The 25,219-nt window shown below is 39.2% G+C and carries 14 protein-coding genes; 3 read left to right on the top strand and 11 right to left on the bottom strand.

What is annotated here, in order from left to right:
- Positions 1–35 precede the first annotated feature (35 nt).
- Positions 36–1,400 carry a phosphomannomutase/phosphoglucomutase gene (locus KJ562_01210; GenBank protein ID MBU3964336.1) on the bottom strand — a complete coding sequence of 455 codons (1,365 nt, stop codon included), beginning with the start codon at positions 1,398–1,400 and terminating at the stop codon, positions 36–38.
- A 90-nt stretch (positions 1,401–1,490) separates the two neighbouring features.
- Here KJ562_01210 and KJ562_01205 point away from each other — a divergent pair, with 90 nt between their 5' ends.
- From KJ562_01205 to rpsR, 3 genes are read left to right on the top strand one after another with little or no spacing between them, the layout of a single operon-like run.
- Positions 1,491–1,964, top strand: a complete 474-nt coding sequence (locus KJ562_01205; protein MBU3964335.1) for a 30S ribosomal protein S6 — start codon at positions 1,491–1,493, stop codon at positions 1,962–1,964.
- Positions 1,951–2,403: a single-stranded DNA-binding protein gene (ssb, locus tag KJ562_01200; GenBank protein ID MBU3964334.1), complete on the top strand. Its 453-nt coding sequence runs from the start codon at positions 1,951–1,953 to the stop codon at positions 2,401–2,403. Before KJ562_01205 ends, ssb begins: the two co-directional genes overlap by 14 nt.
- A 34-nt stretch (positions 2,404–2,437) precedes the next feature.
- Positions 2,438–2,635 (top strand): 30S ribosomal protein S18, encoded by a 198-nt coding sequence (gene rpsR / locus KJ562_01195; protein ID MBU3964333.1) that lies wholly within the window; start codon positions 2,438–2,440, stop codon positions 2,633–2,635.
- A gap of 178 nt (positions 2,636–2,813) precedes the next feature.
- Here rpsR and recA read toward each other — a convergent pair whose 3' ends face one another.
- The 10 genes from recA to KJ562_01145 all read right to left on the bottom strand — a co-directional run.
- Complete coding sequence (recA, locus tag KJ562_01190; GenBank protein MBU3964332.1) at positions 2,814–3,836, bottom strand: recombinase RecA; 1,023 nt, start codon at positions 3,834–3,836, stop codon at positions 2,814–2,816.
- A gap of 55 nt (positions 3,837–3,891) precedes the next feature.
- Positions 3,892–6,267, bottom strand: a complete 2,376-nt coding sequence (locus KJ562_01185; protein ID MBU3964331.1) for a DNA translocase FtsK — start codon at positions 6,265–6,267, stop codon at positions 3,892–3,894.
- A gap of 216 nt (positions 6,268–6,483) precedes the next feature.
- On the bottom strand, positions 6,484–10,185 hold the full coding sequence (gene rpoC, locus KJ562_01180) for a DNA-directed RNA polymerase subunit beta' (protein MBU3964330.1): 3,702 nt from the start codon (positions 10,183–10,185) through the stop codon (positions 6,484–6,486).
- A gap of 36 nt (positions 10,186–10,221) precedes the next feature.
- Positions 10,222–13,434, bottom strand: coding sequence for a DNA-directed RNA polymerase subunit beta (locus KJ562_01175; GenBank protein MBU3964329.1), 3,213 nt, complete (start codon positions 13,432–13,434; stop codon positions 10,222–10,224).
- A gap of 212 nt (positions 13,435–13,646) precedes the next feature.
- Complete coding sequence (locus KJ562_01170; protein MBU3964328.1) at positions 13,647–16,106, bottom strand: tetratricopeptide repeat protein; 2,460 nt, start codon at positions 16,104–16,106, stop codon at positions 13,647–13,649.
- 90 nt (positions 16,107–16,196) lie between these two features.
- On the bottom strand, positions 16,197–16,550 hold the full coding sequence (locus KJ562_01165) for a four helix bundle protein (protein MBU3964327.1): 354 nt from the start codon (positions 16,548–16,550) through the stop codon (positions 16,197–16,199).
- Between the two features lie 207 nt (positions 16,551–16,757).
- The gene (locus KJ562_01160) at positions 16,758–17,273 is read right to left on the bottom strand and encodes an NYN domain-containing protein (GenBank protein ID MBU3964326.1); all 516 of its coding nucleotides are present in this window, start codon (positions 17,271–17,273) and stop codon (positions 16,758–16,760) included.
- A gap of 237 nt (positions 17,274–17,510) precedes the next feature.
- A complete protein-coding gene (locus tag KJ562_01155; GenBank protein MBU3964325.1) occupies positions 17,511–21,659 on the bottom strand; it encodes a DUF2341 domain-containing protein in 4,149 nt (1,382 codons plus the stop codon).
- Positions 21,660–21,725: 66 nt separating this feature from the next.
- Positions 21,726–22,304 (bottom strand): NYN domain-containing protein, encoded by a 579-nt coding sequence (locus tag KJ562_01150; GenBank protein ID MBU3964324.1) that lies wholly within the window; start codon positions 22,302–22,304, stop codon positions 21,726–21,728.
- A gap of 148 nt (positions 22,305–22,452) precedes the next feature.
- Positions 22,453–25,219 (bottom strand): tail fiber domain-containing protein (locus tag KJ562_01145; protein MBU3964323.1); only part of this gene is annotated, 2,767 nt, incomplete at its 5' end.

Below are 25,219 nucleotides of genomic sequence, written 5' to 3'. Positions count from 1 at the left end.
CCTCGTAATGAGGACGGGTCTCTTTATCTCAAAAATTATTTCTCTTTAATTATTTTTTCTAATTCGCTTACTTTCTCGTCCAATAGCTTTTGCGATTTTGCCTCCACAATAAGCCGGAGCAATGATTCTGTATTGGACAAACGGGCGTTAAACCACCAATCCGCGCACTCCACAGTAAGCCCATCTAAATGGGATTGATTCTCTCCAATATACACCTGTTTAATCTTTTTTAGTTTTCCCTCTTTATCAAGAACTTCAAAATTTAATTCCCCAGAACTAAAATAATTTTGCATCGGCTTAATCATGTCATTGATTTTTTTATTTTCAACAGACAAAATCTTCATTAACCGAATCAGCGTTAAGAGAGGACTCTCTGCATAACAAAAATCCTTCCAGAAAAAATGAGCAGATAGCTCTGCGCCGAAAAATGCGCTTGCTTCTCTCATATTCTTTTTAATATTAGAATATCCTACTTTTGATTTTATAATATCTATCCCAGAATGTTCTAAATATTCCCTCATCCCCCGACCGAATCTGGCGTCGCAAACAATTTTTTTATTATTTATTTTAGAAATAAAAAATTTGGCTAAAACACCAGCCAAAAAATCGCTCCTTATCATCTCTCCTTTTTCTGTGAGAACCATAAACCTGTCTCCATCTCCATCAAAAATTATCCCAAAATCAAACCTATCTCCGAGCATCAATTCCTGAAGCGATGCAATCGCCTTTTCATTTAATGGATTCGGCTCATGGTTAGGAAAATCGCCGTCTGGCTCCATAAATATGCCCTGATATCTTATGCCTAATTTTCCTGCCAATCTCTTAAATTCAGGACCAACCATGCCATTTGAACAATCCACAGCGATTTTGAACTGCTGTATATCTATTCCTTCCGCTTCTTTGACCAAAAAATCCAAATATTCATCTATCATTGTCTCCTCTTCTTGTTTCTTGACCTTGCCCTCAAAAACATAATCATTTTCAGGCATTCCTAATGCTATTTTTTTAATTTTTTCCACCCCATTTTCTTCAGCCAAAGCCACAACTTGTCTTAAAGAAAATTTAAGCCCATTATATTCTTTCGGATTATGAGAGGCAGTAATCATTACTGAACCGTCTGCCTCTCTTTTCCAATTAGCAAAATAATTTAATGGCGTGGAGCAACAACCAATACTAATCACTTTGCAATTTTCGCTATTTAATCCGTTAACCACAGCATCAAAAATTTCTTCTGATGATTTTCTAATATCATAACCAACTATAATGCTTGGGGACTCAATAGAGTAAAAGTCCTTAACAAAAATAGCAAATGCTTTACTAATTTTAAGAACATCCGACTTATTTATTTGGTCAGGCCATAATCCGCGAATATCGTATGCCTTAAAGATAGATGTATTCATATATTTTTATTCTAACTCAAAATAATGAAAAATGCGATACTATTTATAAAAAATCTTGACCTATAAGACATTTCTTGTTAAAGTAGTGCTATGACTAAGAATTACCAATTAATATGTCTTGTATCCGCTTTAACAAAAACTGCGGAAAGAGACCAAATAATAGAAAAAATAAGCCGACTTATCCAGGATGGCGAGGGGAAAATCCTGATGAATTATCCTACTGATGAGCGGATTTTGGGTTATCCTATCAAAAAAGAGAATAACGCCGCACTACTGGCCATTGACTTCTCCTGCGAAAAGGAAAAAATCCAGGAATTGCAAAAGAACATATCAACAGAGGGATTGATTCTCCGCTCTTTCTTAAAGCAAATACCTGAATATAATCCAAATATTCGCTCAAAACGCAAGCCCTCAACATTGATTCCAACAAACAATGAAGACGAAAAAATATTAGAAGATAATATAACTGAAAATATGTCCAAAAAAGAGCAAAAGGTCGAGCTCAAAGATATTGATAAAAAGATAGAAGAAATTTTCAATACAAAAGAAAATGAATTTAAATAAGGTTTTTTTATTGGGCAACCTAACAAACGACCCGGAGCTACGAAACCTCCCATCAGGACAAGCTGTGTGCAGTTTTCGTATGGCAACCAACCAGATTTGGACGAATAAGGAAACAGGACAAAAACAGCAAAAAGCAGAATACCACAATGTTGTTGCTTGGAGAAATTTAGCAACAATAGCATCGCAATATCTTAGGAAAGGAGGATTGGTTTTTATAGAAGGAAAAATAAATACAAGAAGCTGGGACGACCCTTCTGGCGTTAAAAAATACAGAACCGAAGTCGTGGCTGACAATATCCAATTTGGTCCAAGGTCAGCAGGTGCAACGCCAAGGAATAATGATGCAAGAGAGAATAATCTAAAAGATGAGTCCCCTTCAGAAGACATACCAACTATAGAAGAAGGAGATGACATTAATATAGAAGAAATTCCGTTTTAAAGATAAGTAATTCGCCCTGTTGGGCAAAATTGGCATGAATTGTTTTTTCTGTAAACAAAACATCAAGGAAATTGATATCAAGAAGACCGACCAGCTAAAGAAATTTCTTACTGGATTGGGAAAAATAAGGTCTAAGGAAAGGACTGGTCTTTGCAGTTATCATCAAAGAAAGATGGCTAAAGCAGTGAAGCAGTCCAGACATTTGGGGCTTTTGTCCGCCACAAAGAAATAAACTCGCATTTGTTGGGGGCGGCCCTAACAATGGCGTTATGACAACGAAGTTGGGGGCCGCCCCCAACACAACTCAAAACAAAAAACTGCCCTTCGATAAACTCAGGGCAGTTTTTTGTTTTATTTCTCTGAATTGTAAATTGGAATTTAATTGAAAATTGGATTTTGTAAATTGAAAATTATAATTTCTCCTCCTTCATTTTATCCATAACATCTTTTTTAAGCTTTTTCATAAGCTCTTTATTATCCTTTATCGCTTGTTTCGCCCCTGGCATGCCCTGCCCCAATTTCTCCTCACCATAAGTAAACCAACTCCCGCTCTTTTTAATCACTTCGTATTTTAGCCCTGCATTAATAATATCAGCTGTATTGGAAATCCCTTCATTATAATATATATCAAATTCTGCTATTTTAAACGGAGCAGCCACTTTATTTTTAACGATTTTTGCTTTGATGCGAGAGCCGACTATATCTTCTCCCTGCTTTATTTGCGCGCATCTTTGCAAACGAATTCTTATTGACGCATAAAATTTTAAAGCCAATCCGCCCGGAGTAGTTTCAGGATTGCCGAACGGAATTCCGATTTTCATTCTTGTTTGATTCAAAAAGATAATAATGGTTTTTGATTTTGAAGCAATACTGGATAGCTTTCTTAAACCTTGACTCATCAACCGCGCCTGAAGCCCGATATGTTGGTCTCCTATATCTCCAGCAATTTCTCTCCTCGGAGTAAGGGCTGCCACTGAATCAATGATTATCATATCTACTTGGTTTGACCTCACTAAACTCTCAACGATTTGCAGGCCTTGCTCTCCGGAATCTGGTTGAGAAATTAATAATTCTTCCACCTTAACTCCAATCTTTTTGCCATATTCCGGGTCTAATGCATGTTCAGCATCAATAAAAGCAGCCACCCCTCCTTTTTTCTGGGCTTCTGCGGCGCAATGCAGGGCCAATGTGCTCTTGCCCGAACTTTCAGGCCCGTAAATTTCAATTACTCTTCCTCTTGGCAGGCCCCCGGTTCCCAAAGCAGAATCTAAAAATATTGAACCGGTTGAAATTGAATCAACATCAACTGCCTGAATTTCCTGTAGACGCATAATCGCGCCCTCGCCGAACTCCTTTTTTATTTCTTCAATTGTCTCTTTCAAATCAGCATGCTCAAACTTGCTTTCAACTGGCTTTTTTGTTTCTTTCACCATAATTTTGGATTAATAATTGATTATTGATTACTGATTATTGATTATTAATTAATGATTATTCTGTCTCTTCTTCTCCTTCTGAAGCATTAAAATCTTCGTATTCTTCGCTTGGCGAATATTCATCTTCTTTACCCACAGCATCGTCCTCGCTTATTCCTTCAAGCACCTGACTTTGGTGTTGCTTAAGAATCGCCTCTTCATCAATAAATACTTCTCTTGGCTTTGCTCCATCAGCTGGTCCCACAACTCCACTTTCTTCAAGCATATCCAAGAGCCGGGCAGCGCGGGCATAACCAATTCTCAATTTCCTCTGCAAAAATGACGCTGACGCCTTTTTGGTTTCAAGAACCAATTGCTTTGCTTCTAAATAAACAGGGTCAAATTCCGCATCTCCTCCTCTGCTTCCAATAGTTCCAAAATTCTCCAACCTCTTCAACTCGCTGTTTATGCTGTCTGCTAATTCATCCTCTCTATTTTCTTTATGATTCTGTTTCGTGATAAAATCAACCACCTGTTCCACCTCTTTACTGGAAACATAAGCGCCCTGTATTCTTTTTGGTTTAGAAAGCTCGGCTGAAATAAATAATAAATCACCCAATCCGAGCAATTTTTCAGCACCAGATGTATCCAATATTGTCCTTGAATCAATTTGCGAAGCAACCTGAAAAGCAATTCTGGCAATGATATTCGCCTTAATTAGTCCTGTGATAACCTCTACTGATGGCCTTTGGGTAGCTAAAATCAAATGAATTCCGACAGCTCTTGATTTTTGAGCCAACCTCACTATTCCCGCTTCAATTTCCCGTCCTTTTGCTGCCATAAGGTCTGCTAATTCATCAATAACGAGGATTATGTATGGCATTATTTTCTTTTCTTCCTGTTTCTTGCCATTGCCTTTTATTTTTCTATTATATTCATCAATATTCCTGCTTCCAGAATTAGACAAAATTTCAAATCTTCTCTCCATCTCGTCAATCAACCATTTCAAAATACTCAAAGTTTTTTGGACATCATATATAACAGGGCCCAATAGATGAGGAATCCCGTTGTAATTTGAAAACTCTACCCTTTTCGGGTCAATCAGGATAAAACGCAATTGGTCTGGCGAATTCTTGTAGAGCAAACTTAGAATTATACTGCTCAAACAAATTGTTTTTCCGCTACCTGTGGAGCCAGCAACTAAAAGATGAGGCATCTTGCTTAAATTAGCATAAAATGATTCTCCAACAACATCCCTACCTATCGCGAATAGCAAAGTTGAGGGGTCGCTCTGAAAAACGGGATTATCAATGAGATTCCTCAAGCGAACAAGCGTTCTGCTTTTATTTGGCACTTCTATGCCAACAAGGGATTTCCCTGGAATCGGCGCCTCCATTCTCAAAGGATGAGCTGCTAATGCTAATGCCAAATTATTATTCAAAGTGGTTATTTTTGAAAGCTTAACGCCTTCGGCTGGCTTTAATGTATATTGAGTCACTGTTGGGCCAATATTGATATCAGACATTTTCACAGAAATGCCAAAGTGTTCAAATGTCTTTTCTATAACTTCTGAATTCGTCTTAATGTCTCCTGCTTGAGGCGTGCCCTTGTCTTGAGCGAGCAAGTCAAAAGAAGGAAGCTTCCAATCTGTTATCAAATTCCCTTCGCTCATTGCTGGATGAATTGTCGAGTCAATGACAGGCATCAATCCCGGTTCTTTTGATTCTTCTTCTGCTTCTTTCTCTATGTTCTTTTTAGCTTCTTTTTCGTCTTCAACTTTGCTCACTTGAAATTTGGGAGCAAAAACTTTGCGGATAAATGGCTTGCGCAGTTCTTTAATTTCTCTGGGTATAAATTCTTCCTCTTCTTCATCTGCTAATGGTTTCTCTTTTTTATGCGAAGAATAAATAAAAAACCAGAATATCAATCCAGCGATTATCACCAGCGACAATAATATTATCAATGTGAGCAAAAAACCGAAAACCTTCATCAATGGCCAAGCAGAAATGTTTCCCAACCAACCACCTCGGCCCGAATAAAGAAAATCAAATCCTATATCTTGATTATGAGATAAATCAAACAACCCCAAAACCCCTGCTGTCCCAATAGTTAGAAGCATCACTGCTATAAATATAGACCATTTTCGCCTGTCTTTTGAGAAAAAACAAGAAAGACCTCCTAACGCTAATACAAGTGGTACTATAAATATTGCTTCTCCCATAAAGAAGCCAAAAATTTTTAAAAACCATTTACCAGCGAGAGCTGTTAAATCAAAAAATGAAAGAATAGTAAAAACAGCTGTCACAATCAAAAAAATGCCGAAAACCCATGGCCTTATCTCGTCAGGCAAGATTGCCTTCTTCTCTCTTTTTCGTCTGGATAACATTGAGAAAAAAGAAGATTTTTGAGGCGCTCTTTTGGCTATTTTTCTTTTTTTCCTTTTTTTAGCCATCTTAAAAGTGTAAAATTCAAAACGAAAAACTAAAAATAACAAATCCCCAAATTCTGCATTTTCCTTTCCTGCTTTGCTCTTTATATTTTACTCTTTACGCTCTCTATTATATCACACTTATTCTGTCTCTACATGGCGTCAGTCTTTCCTCGATTTTTCTCCCTATCTCGCTTCCTTGTTTTACGCTTTTCGCTTTTCGCTTTGCGCTTCCTTGTTTTACGCTTTTCGCTTTTCGCTTTGCGCTTCCTTGTACCCACTACCGACAGGAATAATTTTTCCAATAATTACATTTTCCTTCAACCCACGGAGCTTATCCTCTTGTCCAGAAATCGCTGCCTTTATTAAAATACGAGATGTCTCTTCAAAAGAAGCAGATGATAAGAAGCTTTCAGTAGTAAGCGCAACTTTAGAAATGCCGAGAATCATATTTTGAAAGGTTGCTAATTCCTTACCTGCTTGTTTGAGTTTTTCATTCTGCTCCATAACAACTCTCAACTCAAACATCTCTCCCTCTGAACAATGGCTATCTCCTTGTTTCTTTATTCTTACCCTTGAGAACATTTGCCTCACAATGGTCTCAATATGTTTGTCGTGAATCGCAACGCCTTGAGAAGCATATATCCTCTGAATCTCCTTTACAATATATATGGCTGTTTTTGATTTTCCGCCAAATTTAAATAATTTCTTTAAATCAATGCTTCCTTCGCATAACTGATGCCCCACCTCAACATCATCTCCTTCTTTAACCAATATCGTCCTCCCTACTGGAATCTTATACTCCACCACCTCCATTTTTTTATTCTTCTCTGTATCGCTTTCTTTAATTTTTGCCTCCTTTTCTTTTTTGTTTTTTGTTTTTTGTTTTACGCTTTTAATTTTTATCGTGTCCTTATCGATTTTTATTATCTTTCCGTCGTAAAGAGCAATAATCGCCTCACCCTTAGGAAGCCTTCTTTCAAAAACCTCTTCTACTCTCGGCAATCCGTGAGTGATGTCTCCGCCAGACGCAACCCCGCCCGTGTGGAAGGTTCTTAGAGTAAGCTGTGTTCCTGGCTCGCCAATAGCTTGCGCAGCGACAATGCCGACTGCCTCGCCTAATTTAACTGGCTTATTGTGTCCCAAATCCCAACCATAACATTTCTGGCAGACTCCTTTAGCGGATTTACAGGTTAATGGAGACCTTACTTGCAAGGCGCTAATATCACTATTAACTATTTCTCTTGCCTCTTCCCAATTAATGAATTCTCCTTTCTTTATTATTATTTTGCCATTTATTTTTATGTCCTCAATCGGGGCTCTGCCGACAATCTTAAAAATGAAATCCTGCCCCACTTCATCACTGTCAGCTCTTGATGCCACGACTCCTTCTTCGTCCTTGCAATCGTTTTCATTTATAAAAACATCGTGAGCAACATCAATCAATCGTCTTGTTAAATATCCTGCGGTAGAGGTTCTTAAAGCAGTATCTGCCGTGCCTTTCCTGGCGCCATGGGTGGAAATAAAATATTCCAAAATTCCAAATCCTTCTTTAAAGGAACTTTTTGCAGGGAATTCCATAATCTGACCAGAGGGATTAATGACCAGGCCCTTCATTCCCGCCATTTGAACTGGCTGCGACCAACTGCCTCTTGCGCCTGCGTCTATAGCTGTAAAAACAATGCCGTCTGGAGGAAGAGTATTGGGTATCAAATATTGAATTTCTGCTTTTGTTTTCTGCCAAATTTCTATCACTTGGCTCTTTCTCTCTTCTTCAGTCAAAAGCCCTTTCTTAAAATATGACTCTATTTTTCTGACTTCCCCCTCTGCTTTCTCTAATAATTTTGGTTTTTCCGGCGGAACTACCAAATCATCCATACCCCAACTCAATCCAGAGATAGTGGCGTATTCAAATCCTATCTTCTTAATGGCATCCAGCGTCCGAGTGGCTATTGCGTTATCATATTTTTCTATTATCTGCCGCGCAAACTCCTTTATTTTCTTTGAATTCATCAAATCATTTTGAAAAGGAAATCCTTCTGGCAATGCCTTATTAAAAATTATCCTGCCCAAGCTGGTTTCTATTAATTGATTATCAATTAATGCCTTTATTTGAGCTCTTAAATCAATTACCCCTGCCTCATAAGCCAACATGGTCTCGTCTGCAGAAGAAAAGTATTTTCCAGCTCCCTTTGCTCCTTCTTTTATCTTGGTCAACCAATAGCATCCTAAAATCATATCTTGCCTTGGGCTCACAACAGGAAGCCCTGTTGCTGGCTTTAAAAGATTAGACCCAGAAAGCATTCTTTCTTTCGCTTCTGTTTGCGCTTCTTCTGACAAAGGTAAATAGACAGCCATTTGGTCGCCGTCAAAATCCGCATTAAACGCCTCGCAAACCAATGGATGAATTCTGATTGCTTCTCCCTCAACTAATTTTGGCCTAAATGCTTGAACCCCAAGACGGTGTAGTGTCGGAGCTCTGTTGAGCAAAACTAATCTATTCTCAATAACTGTTTCCAATGCTTCCCACACTTCTTCTGTCCCTCTTTCTATTAAAACAGATGCTTGACGAACATTATAAGCAACTTCTTTTTCCAGAAGTTTTGCGCTCACGAACGGCTTGAATAGTTCAAGGGCCATTTTCTTGGGCAACCCGCATTCACTAAACGCCAACTCTGGGTCTCCGACAATTACAGACCTACCTGAATAATCAACTCTTTTTCCCAAAAGATTCTGACGGAATCTTCCTTGTTTTCCTTTCAACATATCTGCCAATGATTTCAGTAAACGGGCTTGACCAGTAGAAGCAATCGTTGTGTGTCCGCTTCTCATACCATTATCAATCAACGCATCAACAGCTTCTTGCAGCATCCTTTTTTCATTTCGTAATATCACTTCTGGAGCATTAATTTCCAACAAATACTTGAGACGGTTATTGCGGTTAATAACTCTTCTGTAAAGGTCATTTAAATCTGAAGACGCATATCTACCTCCATCTAATTGAACCATCGGACGCAGGGCTGGAGGCAAAACAGGCAAAACTGTCAAAAACATCCATTCTGGTTCAATAATATTTTCAAGCATATCTTTAAGCAGGGTTGTCCTTCTTAAAAGCTTTTTTCTCTCTGTTCCAATAGCGCTTTTTTTCTTATTTTCTAACTCATTTATGAGCTTTTTTGAATCTATATTGGAAAAAATCTCTTTGAGCGCCTCTGCTCCTGTTCCTGCTTCAAATATCTCGCCATATCTTGAAGATAACTCCAAAAATTCAATTTCAGAAAGAACAGCTAATGGTTTTATAGCGCTCAACTCTTTTTTTGCCTCTTCTCTTGCTTCTTTTAATCTCTTCAGCATCAACTCTTGCTCTTTCTCTTCTTTCTTTGTGCTTTTGATTTTGACTTTTGGATTCCCGCCTGCAACGCTTCGCAAGCGAGCTTGCTCGCGTAGCGATACGGGCAGGTGCGGTTTACATTTCTCTTTGTATTCTCTCTCAATCTCTGCCAGAACCATTTCTTTTGCTTTTTCATCAACCCTCACAACAATATATGAGGCAAAGTAGGCAATTTTTTCTAATTGCTGCGAGGATAAATCTAAAATCGTTCCCATTACTGATGGCACGCCCCTTAAAAACCAAATATGAGAAACCGGACAAGCCAACTGTATATGCCCCATTCTCTCTCTTCTTACAGATGCTTTTGTAATCTCCACTCCGCACCTATCACAAGTCATTCCTTTATAGCGAATTCCTCTGTATTTTCCACAATAACACTGGTAGTCCTTTTCTGGTCCAAAAATCTTTTCGCAAAACAAACCATCTTTTTCCGGCCGTTGAGTGCGATAATTGATTGTCTCGGGTTTCGTAACCTCTCCCTTGCTCCATCCTAAAATCTCCTCCGGAGAAGCCAACTTAATTCTTATTGACTTAATATCTTCTACCTTCATAATGTTATGTTAAGATTTTAAATTCAGAATTCAAAACTATTTCTCCTTAAGTTCCACATTCAAGCCTAACGCTTTCAGCTCATTGACCAATAAAGAAAATGAAGCTGGTATATGCGGACTCTCAATTTTCCTGCCTTTTAATATCGCTTGATAAGCAGCTGCCCTGCCAGTCATATCATCTGATTTTATGGTGAGCATCTCCTGCAGCGCATATGCTGCGCCATATCCTTGTAATGCCCAAACCTCCATTTCGCCGAATCTTTGTCCTCCAAATTGCGCCCTGCCTCCAAGCGGTTGCTGTGTTATTAAGGAATATGGACCAATGGAGCGCATATGAATCTTGTCTTCAACCATATGAATCAATCTCATCATATATATGTATCCCACTGTTATGCTCTGTTCAAACGGCAGGCCCGTCCTTCCGTCATAAAGAATCACCTTGCCATCTTCTGGTAATCCTGCTTTTTTCAACTCTTCTTTAATATCTTTTTCATTAGCCCCGGATAATGACGGAGATATAGCCCTGTATCCTAATTCATGAGCAGCCCAACCAAGATGGGTCTCTAATATCTGTCCTATATTCATTCTTGAAACAACGCCCAATGGGTTTAAAACAATATCTACCGGTGTCCCATCTTCCATAAATGGCATTTCCTCTTTTGGCAAAACCTTTGCAACGATGCCCTTGTTGCCATGCCTTCCAGCCAATTTATCGCCTACAGTAATCTTTCTCAATTGGGCAATCTCAACTTGAATTCTTTTAATAACTCCTGGTCTAAGTTTATGGCCTAAATCCCTTGAAAACTCCTTAACCCTTACCACTCTGCCCCTTTTCCCATGGTCCATTAGAAGCGAGGTGTCTTTGACATTTTTCGCCTTTTCTCCAAAAATAGCCCATAATAATCTTTCTTCTGCAGTAAGGTCTGTTTCTCCTTTAGGAGAAATTTTTCCAACTAAAATATCATTTGGCCCGATTTCCGCTCCCACTCTTATAACCCCCTCTGCGTCTAAATCCTTTAATTTATCCTCTGAAACATTCGGTATATCTGAAGTAGTCATTTCTGGACCCAATTTTGTTTCGCGCACATCACAAGCAAGTATCTCAATATGAATACTGGAAAGTAATTCTTCTTCCAAGACCCGGCTTGAAAGAATAATAGCATCTTCGTAATTGTGCCCTCTCCATGATAAGAACGCCACCAAAAGGTTTTGTCCTAAACCGAGACAACCGCCATCAGAGCCAGTCGGGTCAGCCAAAACATCGCCTGCCTTAACTTTTTGCCCTTTTCTAACTATTGGCTTATGGTGGAAATAAGTGAATTGATTAGTAGGGTCAAAATTCCTTAATTGATAGTTTTGGATTTTGGCTTTTGGATTTTGGCTTTTTATAATAACATGCTGTGCATCAACTTCTTCAACTATGCCATCTTCTGTCGCCACGACTGCCTTGCCCGAGTCCCTAACAACCCTCTCCTCAATACCAGTACCAACCAATGGTTTGGTAGCCCTAATCAAAGGGACTGATTGCCTTTGCATATTTGACCCCATCAAAGCGCGATTAGCATCATCATTTTGCAAAAATGGAATAAGAGCAGTTGCAGTGGAAATAAATTGCTCTGGAGCAACATCAACAAAATCCAATTTACTTTTATCAACTATTCTTGGTTTGCCTTTATCTCTCGCATCTATTTTTACAGAAAGAATATTTCCTTTGTTATCAATATTAATACCAGCATCACCGATTATATATTTCTCCTCTTGAAAAGCATTCATATAATGAACCTTGTTAGTTACTATGCCTTTTTCAACCTTAAAATAGGGGGTCTCTATGAATCCATATGGATTAATCCTGCTATAAATTGATAAATGTCCAACCAGCCCGACATTAGGTCCTTCTGGTGTCTGGATAGGACAAATCCTGCCATAGTGAGATGGTTGAACATCTCTCACTTGAAGTCCAGCTCTTTTGCGGGTTAAGCCACCAGGTCCCCCTGCAGTCAACCTTCTTTTGTGTTCAAGCTCTGCTAAAATGTTTTCATTATCCATAAATTGAGATAATTGGCTTGATGAAAAAAATTGTTTAAGCACTGCCATAAAAGGCCTTGGATTGATAACTTTATTTGGGGCAAGGTCGCTCACATCTAAAGTAGTCATTCTGTCTTTGCTAATCCGTTCTACTCTTGCAAACCCGACTCTCAATCGGTCTTTCAGGAGTTCGGAAATCGTCCTAACTCTCCTGTTGCCTAAATGGTCTATTTCATCCGCTTCGCTCCCAGGAGTATTGTTAAGCCGAATTATTTCTCTCATTACTGCGACAATATCCTCCACTCTCAAAACTCTATCCTCTACTGTAATCTCTTGACCTGTCCCTATTTTTTGGTTTTGAGTTTTGGCTTTTGGCTTTTGGCTTTTGGCTTTTAACTCTGGAAGTCGTTCCATTGTCTTCCATCTGCCAACTTTTGAAAGGTCATATCTTTCAAAATTAAAAAACATATTTTCAATCAACTCTTTGGCGGTGTCTGGAGAAGCTAAATCCCCTGGCCTTAATCGTTTATATATTTCAACCAATGCGTCTGCTTGATTATCAGCGATATCTCTTTTTAAAGTTTCAGAAATATAACTGATTTCTCCTTTATCAATATCCGAAAATTGACTCTTAATCTTATCATCGCTGTCTATGCCGAACGCCCTTAATAAAGTGGTTGCCGGCACCCTTCTTTTTCTATCAATTTTAACGCCAATAAACCCAGATGGGTCTGTTTCAAATTCCAACCAACTTCCTCTGTTCGGAATAATTCTTGCTCCAAAATATTTTACGCCCTTGAGTCGCCTTAATGTGAAAAATGCTCCGGGTGAACGCAGCAGTTGAGAAATGACAACTCTTTCAACTCCATTTATAACAAAAGTCCCTCTATCTGTCATTAAAGGGAAATCGCCAAAAAAGACCTCTTGAGTTGTCTCTTGTTTGGTCTTGAGGTCAACTAATTTTACTAAAATTTTAAACGGGGCAGAATAAGAATCCTCTTGCTTTTTTGCTTCAAATTCATTGGCATAGTGGGGTTCCCCCAAGTTATAACCCTCAAGCCAAAGCTCTAACCATTTTCCAGTATAATCCCTCATCGGAGAGACCTCTTCAAAAAGCTCTTTCAAGTCCCTTTGCCAGAATTCTTCCCAACTCGCTTTTTCAACTTCTAATAGATAAGGTAGAGGCAGTCGAATTTTTGATTTTGAAAAATCTTTAATCTGCATAAAAATATTGGATTAAAATATTGGATTAAAATATTCAACGCCTAACGACAAAAACCCTCTCCCTATAACTAAAAAGGGAGAACTTATCGGTTTGTTCTTCATAAAAAATAAATATCCAAAGTCACAAAATAAGTGTGAATTCTATTGTACATGCTCCCTCAAAAAAGTCAAGCTTTTTAAAAATTTTCAAATTGGGAATTGAAAATTGAAAATTACTCTTCTTCTTCTACTACTACGCTTGGCTGCTTTAACTTGGCAATCCTATCTTTTATCTCTTGAACATCCGGATTAAGAACCAACACCGCCTCAAACGCTGATATAGCATCTTTGATTCTCCCCTGCTTCTCGTATGCGACTCCTAAAGAATATAAAGAATTGGAATGATTCGGATTCGCTGTGAGCGCAAACAAGAACTGATTAACCGCTTTTTCTGTTTCATTCTGATTATAATACATCCTGCCTAACTGAAAGAGAACATCTGCGTTGGAAGGATACCGTAAGGCCAACCATTCAAGCTTGGCTACTGCCTCATCTATTTTCTTATCTCCTTCTAAAAGAAGGGCAATGCTGATATTCGCTGGAATATAATCAACCTTCTGTTGAATCGCTTGCTTAAACGCTTCCATCGCTTCCTCTCTCTGCTCCAAAAGCAAATACATATTGCCTATTTGAGTGTAAATATCAGGATTTCTCGGGTCTAATTCTGATGCTTTTTTCAGAGTGTCAATAGTTAAATTGGCAAACTGCTTGCTATCTTGCGCTATCTCCATAGTTCTTCGGTATAAATCAGCCAAGCTCTGCCATGCAGACATTTGTTGCGGAGTAACCTGCGTAGCATTCATGGCAAATGCTTGAGCCAATCTAATGTTATCAATTATTTCCTGCTGCTGCTCATTCGGATTGCCCACTGCCAATCCTTCCTGTACTTTCGCCAAAAATACCTTTGATAATACTATCTGATATCTTGCCTGCCCAGGATTCAATCTGATTGCTTTTTGCAACGCGCTTACTTTGCTATCAAGCTCCGGAGCATTCAATGCTTTGACATATTGGGTGTCTGCTAAATAGAATTTCATTCCGAAAAAGCCAACTACGATAAAAGCAATGGCAAATACTATTAGAAATGTCTCTACCACAAGAGCCATCTCCATAAAGTCCTTTAGCCGAAATCTGATTTCTTTGACAAAAGTCCTTTCTTCGCTTACTAACTGTTCTGCTCTCCATCCAACCACTAAACCGGCAAAGAGCCAAAATAGGAATCCGAGAGTCAGGGTCTGATAATAACTGAATTGAACCAGAATAATGGCTGCAAAAATAACCATCAAAAATGCGGTCCCGTGGTCTAACTTAATTCTGCCCGGCTTTATCCCTGTTTTTGTGAACTTTCTAGCCAAGACACCAACAGGCACTAAGAATATAGCAATTGCCAATGCAATAAAACTCAAAAACCCTAAAATACCCATTGTTGCTAAAATCTCTGAAAATACATTTCCAGAACGGTCAAATCTTATTGCCCAGAGATTTCCTTCATTCATGCTCACTGGTCTGTATTTTGAAAAATCATAATAAAAGGTTCCTGGACCACTTCCGATTAATGCGTTTTTGAAGCCCCCGATTGTGGTATTTAGCGCTGTCTGCCACGACTCCCCCTGCGTGAGATTTCTCTCGGGCATAAAGTTGTAATAAATATTCTCATTATTCGTTACAAGTCCGCCCGCCAGAGCCCTGAAATTCAAAATCACAAACAGGGCAGATACGATTATTATAGCTATAGGCAAAATCAATCTATGGACTTCATTCTTAAAAATTCTTCTTTTAAGTATAATTGCTGTCAAGACAATCAAACCAATGGCAAGGATAATCCAAGCAGGAGTAAAGTCGGTTATAATGAGGAGGATAAATCCTAAAAAGACCACAACTCCGCAGAAAATCTTAAATGTCCTGCTTCGTCTATCTTTCTTTTTGTCTCCAATCAATAGGTTTGAAGAAAATCCTGACCATTTTTGTCCGCCGAGAATAACGAATACTGCCAATATAAGTATAATTGCTAAAAACATTGCCATTGATTGAGCTGTTAGTCCTGCAGGGCTCACTCGCAAAGCTATTCTACTTACAATAGAAGCTGTTCCGCTACTTATTTGCGCTATCTTCGCCCAGATTCCAAGTAAACTAAAATAAGCAAAGACAATAACGACTGTTGCTGAATAAATCAATGTTTTAATAACCCCGCTTATTGTTATTATTCCGTCTCCTGTCTCTTCTTTTTTAATTTTTATTTGTGATTTTTCATTTTTCGTTTTTAATTTTTCCTTTCCTATGTTGTTCGCTACCAAAAAATAGAACACAGCAAAAGAAAGCATACTTACAAGCCCTGTGCTAAATCTGCCGTAATAACCAAAAATGCTTGATAGCTTATCAACCGAGAATATGGAAGAAATGATTCCTACTCCTACAAAAGCTAAAACAATATAATCAACCAAGCAAAACCTTATCCTTATTTCCTTGTCTTGAATTATCATCTTTAAAAACCATAGAAGTACAGAGAGCCACGCCAGAAAGAAAAACATATAGAGTTTATTAAACTCCAAAACCTCAAACGAGAAAGGCAAAAAGAACACTGGCATCAAGAACACTGTGAGATATATTAGAACTTTTAGAATCTTATTTAACATTTTTTTATTTACTGATTAATTATTGACTTTTAATTATTAATTTTTAATTTTGAATTTTGATTGAAATTTTAATTTTGAATTTTTAAATAATTACTTTTTCAAAGAAGAAATAATTTTGCCGAATATCAGAGTCAATTCCTGCGCTTCTTTCCATAACTCCCTCGACCTTTCTTTAGCGATAGGAACAGCAACAGCAATCATCCTTAACCAGTGTTTAGTTTCCTGAACTTCTTTTTTGGAAATATAAATTTTGTTTTTGAAATCCTTCTTAGAACTCGCAGCATTTGCCTCCATGTAATTGGCTCCAATACTTGTCCCCGAACGAACCAGTTGGTTAATGATTGGTCTTGTAATAGTATCTTCTCTTATACTTCTACAAAATGCAATAATATGTTCTCCAAACTTAGCGGTTCTCTCTTCTAAATTGTAATTATTGTTTTCCATGTTAGCTTCAAAATTAAATTAATTCAAGTTTCAAAATTCTCTCTCCTTTTTTCCTTTCAAAATTGATTCATTCAAAATTGATTCAAAATTCAAAATTAGAAATTTATTATTCCTCCCTCTTGACAACCCCTTTTGATTTGCTATACTGATGATGCGGGTGGGAACACCATCCGTCATCAACTGCCCGTTGCAAAAGACGGGCTTTCGTTATTTTTCACGAGCAATAAATGGCTTTAATTTCTCAAGTTCTATATATTTATCGCTGCTGGCTATCAATTCTTTTGCTATATGATATTTTGTGGAGATAACAATCGTTCTTTTGTTTTTTCTCTGCAAAATCCTAAGCAAATAATTGAAATCACTATCACCCGAAAATAAAACTATAGTATCGTATCTATCTGCCATTTCTATGGCGTCAATGGCGATCTCAACATCAAAATTGGCTTTTCTCAAATCTCCTTTTTCAATATCTGTCTGTCGGATAACTTTCAAGGGTTTAGTTATCAGGGAAAACCCATTATTTTTTAAAAAAGTAAAAAACTTGTTTTGATTATCAGTACCGTGATGAACACAGTAATTTCTAATTTCAACCAAATTGCCTTCATCAAATAAATCGCGCAATTTGATATAGTCAATCCACCAACCTAAATCTTTAACTGAACTTTCGAGATTGGCAGCGTCAATTATCACTAAAACTCCTCCTTTAAGATATTTGGAAATCATATTCATTGTTTCAAAATTCTCTCTCCTTTTTTCCTTTCAAAATTGATTCATTCAAAATTGATTCAAAATTCAAAATTAGAAATTAAAAATTTATTATTCCTCCCTATTGACAACCCCTTTTGATTTGCTATACTACTATTAGAAGACAGGAGGATCCACACTATGGGTTCTACCCTGTGTGTCACAGAGGAAGTCGCCTTACAAGGTGGCTTCTTTTGCTTTCTATCCCATTCATAATCACTGTCCCAATCGCACCGCAAACCCACCATTATAGTCAATTAAAACTTGGCTTGCCGACCTTGCATAGTTATACAGCCGGACATCATCTATGGCTCCATCAAACTTTGTATCAATATTGCCTGAAGTGTTTTCTTTAGCTCCCATATATAGATTTGAAACATTATCATCTATTGAAGCCGGCACGCTTGCTGTTTTCTGTGCAGCATCTAATTTACCATTAAGATACACATCCATACTCGTGCTAGTATCATAAGTTGCTTCAACATGATACCAAGTGCTGGCTGATAATGCTGTATCTCCTGTATGGGTAACCACAGCAGACCCGTCAGTAGAAACTGACAAGTTCAATTTGTTTGACGAATCAAGCCACAACCGATAACTCCTATCATTATTTGCTGTTGTTTCATCCCATTTTCCCAAAATCGTCTGTTCTTTTGAAACTACATCCGGCCTAATCCATGCAGAAATTGTTAAATCGCCTGTAATGCTGGTTGAAGTTGAATCCGAGACCTGAATATAATCATTCGTGCCGTCAAAATCAATCGCATTGCCGTATTTGCCAGTTGTCCAATTCCCCATAGTACTACTTGCGGACACTGTTCCGTTATTGTTATTCGCTGAATCATCATAAACAGTTCCTCCTTGATTTTCGTCAAATCTCCAATAAGCCACACTGCTTGTCCCAGCTGTTGTCCCTCCTCCCAAAACAACTGCCATTCCTTGATTATAATCCACTCTCATTTCAAGAGCAGTGCGGGCGTAGTTGTAAATCCGGACTTCGTCCAAAATACCGGAGAAATAATTTGTCCCGTCAGAACCGATTCTTACCATTGTGCTTGACGCATCTGCCGGAGGCGCGTTAGCGCCGTTAACCACTCCCCCCAATGCCTTGCCGTCAAGATAAAAAGTAGTTGAAGTGCCGGAAAGCGTTGCTCCAAAATGATGCCAAGTGCTGTTAGTCAGCGAAAATGTTGCGTCTGACTCATAATTGGTTCCGTCAATTTTAAGGACCATCGTATTAGCGCTTGTGCCGAATCCAAAAGCGTATCCCGCAGTGCCCGAATCCTTGTGGACGAGCCATTGTTGCGTGGTTGTGGCAAAATTGGTCGCCTTCACCCAAGCAGAAATTGATAAGTTTCCTTGTATGTTTGTACTCGCTGAATTAGAACTGGTTGCCACATCATTCGTGCCGTCAAAAGACAAAGCATTTCCGAATTTCCCGGAACTTGTCCATGTCGCCCCCGAAATCGCCAAATCATTATTATTCGTGGTGTCGTCATAACCGGTTGTCCCGGCGCCGGTATCAAACCTAAAATAAGCAATTGGCGCAGTAGTTGTCCCTACAGTGCCTGAACCGAATTGAATGGGCAGGGCGGCGGCTAATTCGGCGTTATAATTCCTTAAAACCTGCGCTGATGTTAGGGTGAAATTATAGAAATAAAGTTCATCAATGTCGCCTCCAAAAAAATTATTATAAGAATCAGCTGCTGCTTCGCCAGCGCCCACAACAAAACTTTGCGACCCGTCAGTTATTGAAGAAACAGGCGTTGATAAACTGGGATTAAATTTGGCGATATTGGTTAAATAAACAGGCGTGGTGGTGCCGTAAAATCCGCCGAAGATAAAATTCTTCCCTCCGCTCGTGTCATGAATTGCTGGCGCGTCTTTAAGCCCGGTCGGCAAATCATAACCAGTGTCAGAAACAGCCGTGGACGGAGAAGAAGGGTCAAATTTATAAATATTGGTATTGTATATTTCGTCGGTATTATTCCACCCTCCAAATATGTATATCTCGTTGGAATCTTTATAAGTTGCTGATGTTCCTCTTAATTGTTTTGGAAGCGCGCCTATACTTGTAGTGGTGGCTACCCCACTGGAATAATTATACTGGACAACCTCTGTTAAATAAGTGGGCGTTGTTGTTCCTTGATAACCGCCAAAGATATAAAACTTTGCTCCAGCAGAATCATAAACAGCCGGCGCGTCTTCTCTCCCGGAAGGCAAGTCGTGCGTAGTGTCAACAGCATTGCTTGAAGGCGAAGCAGGGTCAAAAGTATAAATATTAGTATTAAATTGGGAATTAGTATTATCCCAACCGCCAAAAATGTATATAAGATTGTTGGTGGTATTCAGGGCTGCGCTAGCCCCGGCTAACTGAACCGGCAAATCGCCAATGGAAGTGGATGTGGCAACTCCACTAGCTATACTATATTCAACAATTTCATCAGTATATGTCGCATCAGTCCCTGATAACCAATAACCGCCAAAAATATATGCCTTGTTGGTTGAGGAATAATAAACAGCAGGGGCATATTCCAATCCTTGAGGCAAATCATGGCCCGTGTCAGTGGAATTAGTTGTAGGCGAAGATGGGTCAAATTTATAGATATTAGTATTGAATTGGGAATCGCTATTATTATAACCACCAAAAATATACGCTTCATCAGCATCTTTAAAAACTGCGCTTGCTCCTCGAAGTTGCACTAGTAGATTAGCCGTATTCCCTACTTCCCAGCCAGTGGTTGTTACAGAGGATTCCGCCTGCCCGTCAATATAAAAGGAAACTGAAGGAGTTACAGAATTATAAACAGCCACCACATGGTGCCAATCAGTGTCAGTGATTGTAGTGGCGCTGGTGGAAGTAGAGCCAGCAGCGGAGTTTTCCAAGGCCAAAGCCAATTGGTCGGAAGAGTCAATCAAAAATCTATAACTGGCTGAAGAATTATTCCATTTGTTGGCAATAATATCTATATTTGAAGAAGCGTCCCTTTTAATCCAGGCAGTGATGGAAAATGAACTGGTCGGGCTTAATGTGGAAGAGTCGGAAGTAGTGGCAACATCATCTGTGCCGTCAAAACTCAAGCCGTTGCCGAATTTTCCAGTAATCCAGCTGGCGCCGGAGATTGTAAGGTCATTGTCATAATTTGAGCCATCATAAGCAGTAGAGCCCGAGCCCTCGTTAAAATGCCAAACAACTATCGCGCCCTCCTGATTTTCTTCTGCGCCATAAGTAATATATGTATCTGTCATACTCAAATACTGCGCCTCAATCCATTCCGCAGAGCGGGCAGAGCTTGAAATGCGGACTTCGTCCATAATGCCGTCAAAATAAGTGGCTCCCTCTCTTCTCCCGATATCCAAATCACTAGCGTTTAAGCCGGTATCAGTAGTCACAACCACATATCGCCAATTCGTGTCTATTGTAGTGGTGGCTATTCCGTTTACATAGATTGTGGGACTGGTAAAACCAGTAGTAGTGGCATTACCGCTACTGACACTAACATAAGCGCTGCCGTTTAAGTCAATAATATCCTTAGTTGTGTTATCCGCCTTTATCCAAAGCTCTACTGTTTTTACGCCATTGTATGAGGCGCCGATATCTATCCAATCATCTGTGCCGTCAAAATCATTTGCGCCGTCAATTTTTCCAACAGCATCTAAATTTTCTGAAGCAAAACTGGAAGTGGCGGTTCCGTCATAATTATTGGAAGTAGAATCTATGTAAGCGCTGGATGATGTTGATGATTCTTGTAAATGCTGGACTATTTTGAAATTTGAATCCCAGACATTTTCCGCATCCTGCGCATCAGAAGCATCAGGGTTTCCATAATACATATATATGTAGTCAATTGTGGACTGAGCATCTATTTGGGGAATTTTTACCCAGACAGTAGAGGTAGCTGCTTCGTCCCACTTTTCTATTTCATATTTTAAAATCACTCCATTTGGGTCGGTGAAACGGATATCTTGTCCGCTGTTCTGTGTGTTTGCGTAATCAATCCGTGACGAGTTTAAACTCACCAAAACCGGAAAATTCGCCAGATTTTCTGTGGAGCTGGCGTTATTAAAAGTAAGCTTTCGTCTGTAGTGCCATCCATCGTCAAACCAATCAGCTTCTGCTGATCTGCCTTGAAAAAAATAAAAAGAAAGCCCTAAAACCACTGCCAAAACCAAAACCGCTCCAGTGATATATTGGATTTTTTTCTTCTTTGGGAGTTTTTTCCACTTCTTATTGATTATTGATAAATAATCAGTGATCATTGGTTTTAATTTTTTGTTTTTTCTTTTTTGTCTTTGAGGCCCGGCCTCATCAACGAGGCCGGGCCTCGTGGGGTTTGTTGCTCTCTTGGCATAGATGTTTGACATCTACACAGCTTTAACCGCTATCCACTTGACAAGCTTTTTGGATTTGCTATACTCAAGATAGCAACGCTACCCTGGGGTAAAACCCGGGGGTTTTCTTTCTAAATTCAGCTCTATTTCCTTCTTATAATCATCTAAATATAAATGCCAGCAATATTTTAACTCCCATGCCATATTTTTCTCAAAAGCCCAAAAAATAATATTCTTCCCTTTGTCTTTTACTATATAATTCTTCAACTCATAAAAATCACTATCACCGCTAACTATTATAACTATGTCCAAATCGTCAATCTCCCTTACAACACCTAAAACAATTTCTACATCAACATCTCCTTTTTTCATAAACTTACCAGCCATAGGAGTATATTTTAATCTCTTTTCTTTAACTGTTACATAGGGTTTTATATTCTTCAAAAATTTTTGTGTTCCAAAATAAACAGCATCGCTTTTGTCAGGCACCGCGATATAATAATTGATAAATTGTAAATCGCAGTGAGCTTCTAAAAATTCTCTAAATCTTTTAATATCAATTCTCCAGCGATATTTAATATAGGAGTGATAAAGATTAGAATCATCACAAAACACCCCAACTTTCTTATTTTTAAGGTTTTCTAATAATTTATTTATTTTTATCTCAATTTCAGCCATTTTTTTCCTGAATTATCAATTATTTTTTCTTTTTTGTTCTTTATTCTGTCGGTCGGAATCAGACTTCAATACGCTCTCTTTATCTTTCTTTTTCTTTTTTTTCTTTTTTTCTTAATGATCAGTTATTAATAATCAATAATAATTGACGCTAATCAATTATCTCGGGTTCGGGAGCTGGCTCTGGCTCCGATTCCTCTACCACACACTCCCCTTGGGTTTCACAACCATTAGTTAAATCGTTGTCGCAGTTGTTAAATCCTTCTGCGCAGACGCAGGAAGCAACACAAGTTCCGCACCCTTCTGTTCCTAAACAGGAATTCTGACATTCTCCGGCCAAGTTTAGGGAGCTGTCGCAAGAGGTTATCCCGCAATCACAATTTTCATCAATCTGACCATCGCAGTTGTTGTCTAATCCATCACAAATCTCTTCTAATGGCTCACAAACTGGCTCTGGCTGTTCACAATTTTCATCAATCTGACCGTCACAATTATTATCTATCCCGTCATCGCAAACCTCTTCTGCGCTTGGATTGATTGCGGAACTCCAATCATCACAGTCATCACTATTCGGCACATACCCTTCTATCTGGCTTCCCTCATGAAAATTATTTGATACCCCATATCCGTCTCCATCATTGTCGTAATAGTAAATAATAGTAGTCGCACTGCCTGTGTTGCTTGCCGGAGTTGTCGAAACAACGCTATCTGCCCCTACAACGCACTCTCCTGCCTCTGTTATGGTCTGCCCGTTCTTTATCTTCAAACAATAGGGCTGACCAGTTGCTTCATCATATAAGGTAATGCCGGTTGGCTTGGCTTGAGTGCCGACTTCCAATTTTCCGGCTTTCAAACTGTCTATCACCAAAGCTCCATTTTCATCTATGACCAAGCCGAGTGACGCAAGTCCTGTTTTCAATTCATTGACATCCAGTTGAACAATCTGCCCTGTCATTTGATTTTCCTCAACAGTCAAATCTGTACTAGTCGCATTTAATAATATTTTTAATTCCTCTATTTGTAATTGTTGTTCTTTGATGCCCCCAAGCAAAAGCGCGCCGAGCTTATCGTAATGAACGCCGTAATACTTTTCTTCCGTTCCCTCTCTTGTAAAGGCAAATGTTAATTCCGGTATAACCGGCAGAACTTCCTGCGCCATTATGCCCAAGCGTTTTTTGTCCTCATTGGCGTCATCAAGGTCGTGATATTTGTATGCGTTCAATTGAGATATGATATCCAGCGCTCCAGCCAACGGCTCTATGTCTTTTTTCAACCTTATATCCGATGTCACAAGGGCAATAGCGTTGGTGGCAGTATCTCTGTATGCCGCTGTGTCTCCGTCTGCTGTCCAAGTAGTCATTTTTATTCGTCCATTGACTTCTAATTTCTCGTCTGGGTCTGTTACCCCGATGCCGACGTTGCCGCCATTTAGTATTGTGAACTTTTCGCTAATTCCAGAAGCAACGGCATCAGTCCCAGAAGCGTTTAATGGCAAGGTAAAAAAGTGCCAACCGCCGTCTATAAAACCGAATATTCCTCCATATCCATCGTCAAGATACCTCCACCCTACATTTGGGATAACATAAGTATTTGGGTTTAGAGCATACCAATCATTGCTTGATCCTAAATAACCACTTATTCCAACACCTTCATCAGCATGTCCCATTACGATATTTCCATCTACTTGTAATTTTGCTTGACTATGGGGAAGTTTGCCCAAACCAACGTTACCAAACGAATCAATTGTTAATCTTTTGAATTTGTTTACTGTATATGCAACATCAGTAGCAGCACCAGTCCACGCAGTGGTTGTCATTGCCGTATCAGATGCTATAGCAGTAATTACATGTGATTCAGCATTGGCATTGATATTATCACCCAAATTAAAATCAGTAGTAAATTGAGTTCCTGTGCCTATTGTGGAAGTACCTGACGCTGTTACAGTAATAGTTCCAACTCCAGCTTCTGGGCGAACAACTTGTAGTAATCCTTCTGGACTCGTCGTCCCGATGCCGACGTTGCCACTCTCCAAAACAGTAAACACTTCCGTCCCCCCTGTTTCAAAGAGGTTCAGGATGTCGGTAGTTGATGTTGATTGAACCGTAAGTTTTGCGTGTTCTGTAGTTGTTCCTATACTAACATTATCTAATCCTATCTCATTTGGATAAAGAACGGTTCCAGAATCAGTCCACTCGCCTCCTCCTGCGGCCGCTGCCCAAGAAGGAATCCCGCTTGCCAAAGTAAGAACTTGAGTATCGCTTCCTTTTGCTAAAGTATTCATCACACCCGTATCAGAAAAGTAAGCGATTGAACCCGTTGCCACTGCTAACCAATTTTGTCCAGTCCCTCCCCATTGAGTGCCAACAGGTGTGCCATTCCAAATACCAGTTCCTATGGTTCCAAGAGTAGTAATTGTCGTTGAGCCAGTATTAGCCAATAAAGACATAGAACCAAGTTCCAAAGAAGTCCTGCCTGTTGCCGCTACCAATCCCGCAGAACCGCCATCCCATTTAAGTCGGTCAGTGTAAGCGGTATTCCAATTAGCTGAATTATTAGTAATAGAAGTATCCCAAGCAGAACCAGTGCTTAAAGCAATTCCTGCCCCAGGATAAACCATACTGACTTTATTATTAAAAGTAGTCCAGTCTGTTGCCGAAAGATAACCACTAACCGCAGTCGTAGAAGTTGGCATAGAAAGAACTCCACTGGAAATAGAGAGTGGTGTTGTGGCTGTTGTGTGTGTGGTTGATGCATAAGCAAGAGGAAAAGACAAAGCGTCTTGTTTGGCATTCCAAGTTGCTGCCGAAGCAATCCTGCCATCGGCAAGAGTTCCTATCCAGTTAGAGGTAAAAGTATGGACATTGCCCGATGAAGTAATGGTTATTCCTATATTCGTATCGCTTGAAGTCGCAAAAGTT

Source organism: Patescibacteria group bacterium, from assembly GCA_018900835.1.
In the GTDB taxonomy this organism is placed as follows: domain Bacteria; phylum Patescibacteriota; class Minisyncoccia; order Minisyncoccales; family PEYH01; genus PEYH01.
This window is presented reverse-complemented; position numbering and strand designations above follow the sequence as displayed.